Source organism: Mesorhizobium sp. (assembly GCF_017306585.1).
Lineage (GTDB): Bacteria > Pseudomonadota > Alphaproteobacteria > Rhizobiales > Rhizobiaceae > Mesorhizobium.
This window is the reverse complement of the sequence record NZ_JAFKIC010000084.1, coordinates 1-5,607: the sequence shown is the minus strand read 5'-3', so window position 1 is coordinate 5,607 and position 5,607 is coordinate 1. Positions and strand designations below refer to the sequence as shown.

5 protein-coding genes are annotated in these 5,607 nt (G+C 64.1%); 3 read left to right on the top strand and 2 right to left on the bottom strand.

Annotated elements, in window-relative coordinates:
• The first annotated feature begins 274 nt into the window (after nucleotides 1–274).
• Entirely contained in the window at nucleotides 275–1,771 is a 1,497-nt protein-coding gene (locus J0I79_RS03005; RefSeq protein WP_292855243.1) for a CoA-acylating methylmalonate-semialdehyde dehydrogenase, read from the top strand.
• A gap of 170 nt (nucleotides 1,772–1,941) precedes the next feature.
• Here the strand turns inward: J0I79_RS03005 and J0I79_RS03000 are convergent, their stop codons facing one another.
• Together J0I79_RS03000 and J0I79_RS02995 are read right to left on the bottom strand one after the other, a co-directional pair.
• A complete protein-coding gene (locus J0I79_RS03000) occupies nucleotides 1,942–2,817 on the bottom strand; it encodes a hypothetical protein (RefSeq protein WP_292855242.1) in 876 nt (291 codons plus the stop codon).
• Between the two features lie 113 nt (nucleotides 2,818–2,930).
• Nucleotides 2,931–3,581: a GntR family transcriptional regulator gene (locus J0I79_RS02995; protein WP_292855244.1), complete on the bottom strand. Its 651-nt coding sequence runs from the start codon at nucleotides 3,579–3,581 to the stop codon at nucleotides 2,931–2,933.
• Nucleotides 3,582–3,692: 111 nt separating this feature from the next.
• Between J0I79_RS02995 and J0I79_RS02990 the strand changes: the two genes are divergently transcribed.
• On the top strand, nucleotides 3,693–4,586 hold the full coding sequence (locus J0I79_RS02990; protein WP_292855241.1) for a dihydrodipicolinate synthase family protein: 894 nt from the start codon (nucleotides 3,693–3,695) through the stop codon (nucleotides 4,584–4,586).
• A 221-nt stretch (nucleotides 4,587–4,807) separates the two neighbouring features.
• Nucleotides 4,808–5,607, top strand: an 800-nt coding sequence (locus tag J0I79_RS02985) for an FAD-dependent oxidoreductase (protein WP_292855240.1), incomplete at its 3' end; no start/stop codon positions are given.

Sequence of the window (5,607 nt, the reverse complement as noted above, 5' to 3'; positions counted from 1 at the left end):
AGCTTTGCCGCCGGCGCCGTCTCTTGCAACGTCGGCGATTGGCGAAACCCGAAGCGACATCCAATCTCCCCCCTTGTGGGGGAGATGTCCGGCAGGACAGAGGGGGGCGTGACAAAACTCAACCTGAGAAATCCTCGCGGTGGGTATTGCGACAATTAATGCACATCCAACCATTGTTGTCTAATTTTCGCACAACGGTTGCGACCTCCCTCGCGTTGCCATCCGGGCCTCAAAGGCGGAGAATGGCATCATCACCAAACCAGGGAGAGAAATCATGATCGAATACGGTCATTTCATCGGCGGCAAGCGTGTCGCCGGGACCAGCGGCCGCAAGCAGGATGTCATGCAGCCGATGGACGGCTCGGTGCGCGGCACGGTGGCGCTCGCCTCGCAGGCGGAACTGCGCGCGGCGGTCGAGAATGCCAAGGCAGCGCAGCCCAAGTGGGCCGCCACCAACCCGCAGCGCCGCGTGCGCGTGCTGATGAAGTTCCTGGAACTGGTCGCCCGCGACTATGACGAACTGGCCGATATCCTGGCGCGCGAGCACGGCAAGACCATCGCCGACGCCAAGGGCGACATCCAGCGCGGCCTGGAAGTGGTCGAAGTCTGCATCGGCGCCCCGCACATGATGAAGGGCGAGTTCACCGACGGCGCTGGCCCCGGCATCGACGTCTATTCGATGCGCCAGCCGCTCGGCGTCGTCGCCGGCATCACCCCGTTCAATTTCCCGGCCATGATCCCGCTGTGGAAGATCGCTCCCGCGATCGCTTGCGGCAATGCCTTCATCCTGAAGCCGTCGGAGCGTGATCCGGGCGTGCCGATCCGTATCGCCGAACTGTTCATCGAGGCCGGCCTGCCTGCTGGCATCCTTAATGTCGTCAACGGCGACAAGGAAGTGGTCGACGCCATCCTCGACGATCCCGATATCAAGGCCGTCGGCTTTGTCGGCTCGACGCCGATCGCGCATTACATCTATTCGCGTGGCACCGCCGCCGGCAAGCGCGTGCAGTGCTTCGGTGGCGCCAAGAACCACATGATCATCATGCCCGATGCCGACATGGACCAGACGGTCGACGCGCTGATCGGCGCCGGCTATGGCTCGGCCGGCGAGCGCTGCATGGCGATCTCGGTGGCTGTCCCGGTCGGCAACGACACGGCAAATCGGCTGATGGAAAAGCTGGTGCCGCGCGTCGAGAGCCTCAAGGTCGGCCCGTCGACTGACTCGGCCGCAGATTTCGGCCCGCTGGTGACGGCGCAGGCCCTGGAACGCGTGAAGGGTTATGTCGACACCGGCGTCAAGGAAGGCGCCAAGCTGGTCGTCGACGGCCGCGGTTTCAAGATGCAGGGCTACGAGGACGGCTACTATATGGGCGGCTGCCTGTTCGACAATGTGACGGCAGACATGCGCATCTACAAGGAAGAGATCTTCGGGCCGGTTCTCTCGGTGGTGCGGGCACCGACCTATGAGAGCGCCATCAAGCTCGCCAACGACCATGAAATGGGCAATGGCGTCGCCATCTTCACCCGCGACGGCGACGCCGCGCGTGACTTTGCAAGCCGTGTCCAGGTCGGCATGGTCGGCGTCAACGTGCCGATCCCGGTTCCGATCGCCTACTACACGTTCGGCGGCTGGAAGGCGTCTTCGTTCGGCGACCTCAACCAGCACGGCCCGGATGCGTTCCGCTTCTACACCAAGACCAAGACGGTCACGTCGCGCTGGCCGTCCGGCATCAAGGACGGCGCGGAGTTCGTCATCCCGACGATGAACTAGCCGGACGATTTTTGGTACTTGCGCGTCCTCGCCTTCGGCTGCGGGGCGCGCGGGCAGGCATCAAGGATGGCGCGGAATTCGTCATCCCGACGATGAACTGACGACCGACCATCGCCGAATGACCGAGGCGCGGCGGAAGCCGCGTCTTTGTCGCCTGTCGAGACGCCGGCTCATTTCTGCCGTAGGCCTTCGGCAATGAGCTTGTCCAGTTTGCCGCTTTGTCCCGTGCGTATCAGGAAATGGAAATAGAATTTGCTGAGCGGGCGTTTTATCCATACGCGCCAGAAGCGGTTACCGCCCAGCGGCGCCATATGCCGATACCCGGCACCCTTGAGCCGTTCGTCAAGTCTTGCCAGCTGTTCGTCGTTCAGTGAGTCCAAAGCCCGTCTGTAGTAGGCTTGAGCGGCATAGTTGCCCTGTTGCGCCGCCATCGAAAGCATAAAGGCAGCCTCGTCCAGATCGCGTGTAACGAACTTCCCGGCATGCAGGAACACGCCGTAGATCGCTTGCGAGGACGCATCGCCCAACTCGGCGCCCTGTCTGGCAAAGCCGACTGCGGCAAGCTGGTCCTGCGGCACGCCAAGCCCTTCATTGTAGATCAAGAAAAGCGTGGTGTAGGCACCGGCGACGCCTTTCTGCGCAGCTGCTCGTGCAAGCCGGAGCGCCTCGCTGTAGCGATCGTCCGTGGTTCCGTCCATCACAATGCTGGCAAGATCCGCTAGCGCCTGTGCATTGCCACCCTCGATGGCCTTGGCGAAGCAGACGGCAGCTCTGTCGAGATCGCCCTCCTGCCGAAAAATCACGCCGAGCGCCTGATTGGAGTTGGCCCAGCCGGCCAGGGCCGCTTTGGCAAAGCAGGCCTTCGCGATTTCGAGCCTGTCGACATTAGCAGCCATGACGCCGAGATTATGATTGGCGCGAGGCAGTCCCTGCTTTGCCGCGGCGGAGAACCAGTGGATCGCGGCGTCGGCGTCATCAGCCTGTTCAAAATAGAACCTGCCGAGGTCGCACTGAGCTTCGGCGTCACCCGCCCGCGCTCTTTCCATGAGGTCGCCTGGCGGCTCCATTCCAATCCCCCTCCTGCCCACAACCTTGGGTATATTAAGAATTGTACAGCACGTAAAGAGGGTTTCCCGCTCCCAATATAGCCAACCCCCGCTCAGCGCGTCGCCGCCACCTCGGCATGGCCGCGCAGCAGCGCCATCAGTTTCTTGGCGTCCTTGGCGGCGCCTTCCTCGTCGCCGTCGAGGATCGAGCGGATCAGCGCGACATGATGTTCGGCCGACTCGGCCAGGCCCGTATCGGCCTTGTAGCGGAACCAGAAGCGGCGGCTGTGGGTCTGCAAGGGCGCGGCCAGGCGCGCGGCAAAGGGGTTGTCGGCGGCGAGCGCCAGCGCTTCGTCGAGCGCCTTGTCGGCCTGGATGAAGGCAAGCACGTTGCCCGATATGACTGCCTTCTGCATGGCGAGCGCCGCCTCGTGAAACAGGTCGGCGGCCTCGCGCGTGACGAAGCGTGCGGCCGAGCGGGCCAGCACCACCTCGACGCCGCGTCTGGCGTCGAGCACGCGCAGCCAGTCGCCGGGGTGCAGCGGCGCGATGGCGATGCCGGCGCGGGGCCGCACGTCGAGCAACCCTTCCCAGGCCAGGCGCTGGATCGCCTCGCGCACCGGCGTGCGGCCGAGCGCCAGCTTTTCGATGAGAGCCCCTTCGGTGACAAAGCTCGCCGGCGCCAGCTCCAGCGTGACGATCATGTGCTCTAGCACATGATAGGCCCTGGTCGCCGCCGGCTCGGACGTCGTGGTCGCTTCCATGGATATCAAAGGCGGTCTCCTGATATATCTAGAATATATCATAACAGATTCCGCATTGACAGCGGCTTTCTTAACAGATATACGGCTGATATATCAGATGGAGAGATAGCCATGTGGACCGGAGTTTTCCCCGCCGTCACGACCAAGTTCACCACCGACGACCGCCTCGACCATGCCGAGATGGAGCGCTGCTTCAATCTGCAGATGGAGGCCGGTTGCGACGGCATCATCGTCTGCGGATCGCTCGGCGAAGGTCCGATGCTGTCGCATGACGAGAAGATCGAAGTGCTGAAGACCGCGCAGAAGGTCGCCGGCAAGAAGCCGGTCCTGCTGACCGTCAACGAGGCCGGCACCCGCGAGGCGGCTGCCATCGCCAGGCGCGCCGCGAAGGAAGGCGCCAACGGCTTGATGGTGGTGCCGAGCCCGATCTACCACACCAATCCGGAAGAGACCGTTGCGGCGCTTCGCGCGGTCGCCGAGGCCGGCGACCTGCCGGTGATGATCTACTCCAACCGGCTCGCTTACCGCGTCGATGTCACCGTCGACCAGATGGAGGAGCTTGCCTCGGACAAGCGCTTCGTCGCCATCAAGGAATCCTCCGACGACATCAGGCGCTCGACCGAGATCATCAACCGGCTCGGCACGCGCTATGACCTCTTCACCGGCGTCGACAACCTCGCCTTCGAGGCGCTGTCGGTCGGTGCCATCGGCTGGGTAGCGGGCCTGGTCACCGCCTTCCCGCGCGAGACGGTCGCCATCTACCAGCTGATGAAGCAGGGCCGCCGCGAGGAAGCGCTCGCCATCTACCGCTGGTTCCGGCCGCTGCTCGACCTCGATGTCTCGACCTATCTGGTGCAGAACATCAAGCTTGCAGAAGTGTTCGCCATCCAGACCAACGACCGCGTGCGCACGCCGCGCCAGCCGCTGTCGGGTGACCGCCGCAAGGCGGTCGAGAAGATCGTCAAGGACGCACTGGCCGTGCGGCCGGCGCTGCCGCAGTTCTAACCTTACGCAAAACTTCAGCGAGATACGTAACCGAGGCATATCTTGTCAGATCAGCGCCGCCCCTCACCCTTACCCTCTCCCCGTGAAAAACGGGGAGAGGGGGGCGTCAGCGCTGGAGCCTCCCCTTCTCCCCGTCCCTATGCGGGGAGAAGGTGCCGGCAGGCGGATGAGGGGCGGAGCCGGCGGTTCGCCATGTTCTCTCACGCATCGCGGTTGCATCGATGAAAGAGTCTATCGCCATCATAGGCGGCGGTATCATCGGTATCTGCGCGGCGGCCTTTCTTGCCGAAGCAGGTCTGGATGTCACCGTTTATGACCGCACCGGCATCTGCGAAGAGACGAGTTCGGGCAATGCCGCCGCCTTCGCCTTCTCCGATGTGCTGCCGCTGGCGCACAAAGGGATGATGCGGCAATTGCCGAAATGGCTCGCCGACCCGCTCGGGCCGCTCAGCATCCCGCCCGCTTATCTGCCGAAGCTCCTGCCCTGGCTGATCCGCTTCTGGCGTGCCGGCGCACCTTCGAAGTATGAGGCGAGCCTCGCCACACAGGCCGGCATGATGAAGCTCGCTGAGGCGGAGTGGATCGGCCTGCTCGACCGCTCCGGCACGCGGCCGATGCTGCGTGAGGACGGCTCGCTCGAACTCTACGAGAGCGAGGCGGAGTTTCGAGCATCCCTGCCGGGCTGGGCGGCGCGCGAGCGGTTCGGCATCGGGTTCCGCCATGTCGAGGGCGATGAAATGGCGGCTCTCCAGCAAGGGCTGTCGCCGCGCTTCATCAAGGGCACATTCGTGCCGGGTTGGAAGACGGTCGCCGACCCGAAACTGCTCGGCAAGGCGGTGTGGGCTTATGCGCAGGCCAAGGGCGCGCGCTTTGAAAAGGCGCGGGTCGACCGCGTCGCGGCCGACCGGGAGGGCGCGACGCTGACTTTGGCCGATGGCGCCACGCGGCGCGCCAGGCATCTCGTCGTCGCGGCGGGCGCCTGGTCGCATCTCTTGGCGCGGCAGCTTGGCGACCGCATTCC

What these genes read in the sequence shown, in the direction of transcription:
- J0I79_RS02990 (WP_292855241.1), top strand. Translation starts at nt 3,693, where the DNA reads ATGTGGACCGGAGTTTTCCCCGCCGTCACGACCAAGTTCACCACCGAC.
- J0I79_RS02995 (WP_292855244.1), bottom strand. Translation starts at nt 3,581, where the DNA reads ATGGAAGCGACCACGACGTCCGAGCCGGCGGCGACCAGGGCCTATCAT.
- J0I79_RS03000 (WP_292855242.1), bottom strand. Translation starts at nt 2,817, where the DNA reads ATGGAAAGAGCGCGGGCGGGTGACGCCGAAGCTCAGTGCGACCTCGGC.
- J0I79_RS03005 (WP_292855243.1), top strand. Translation starts at nt 275, where the DNA reads ATGATCGAATACGGTCATTTCATCGGCGGCAAGCGTGTCGCCGGGACC.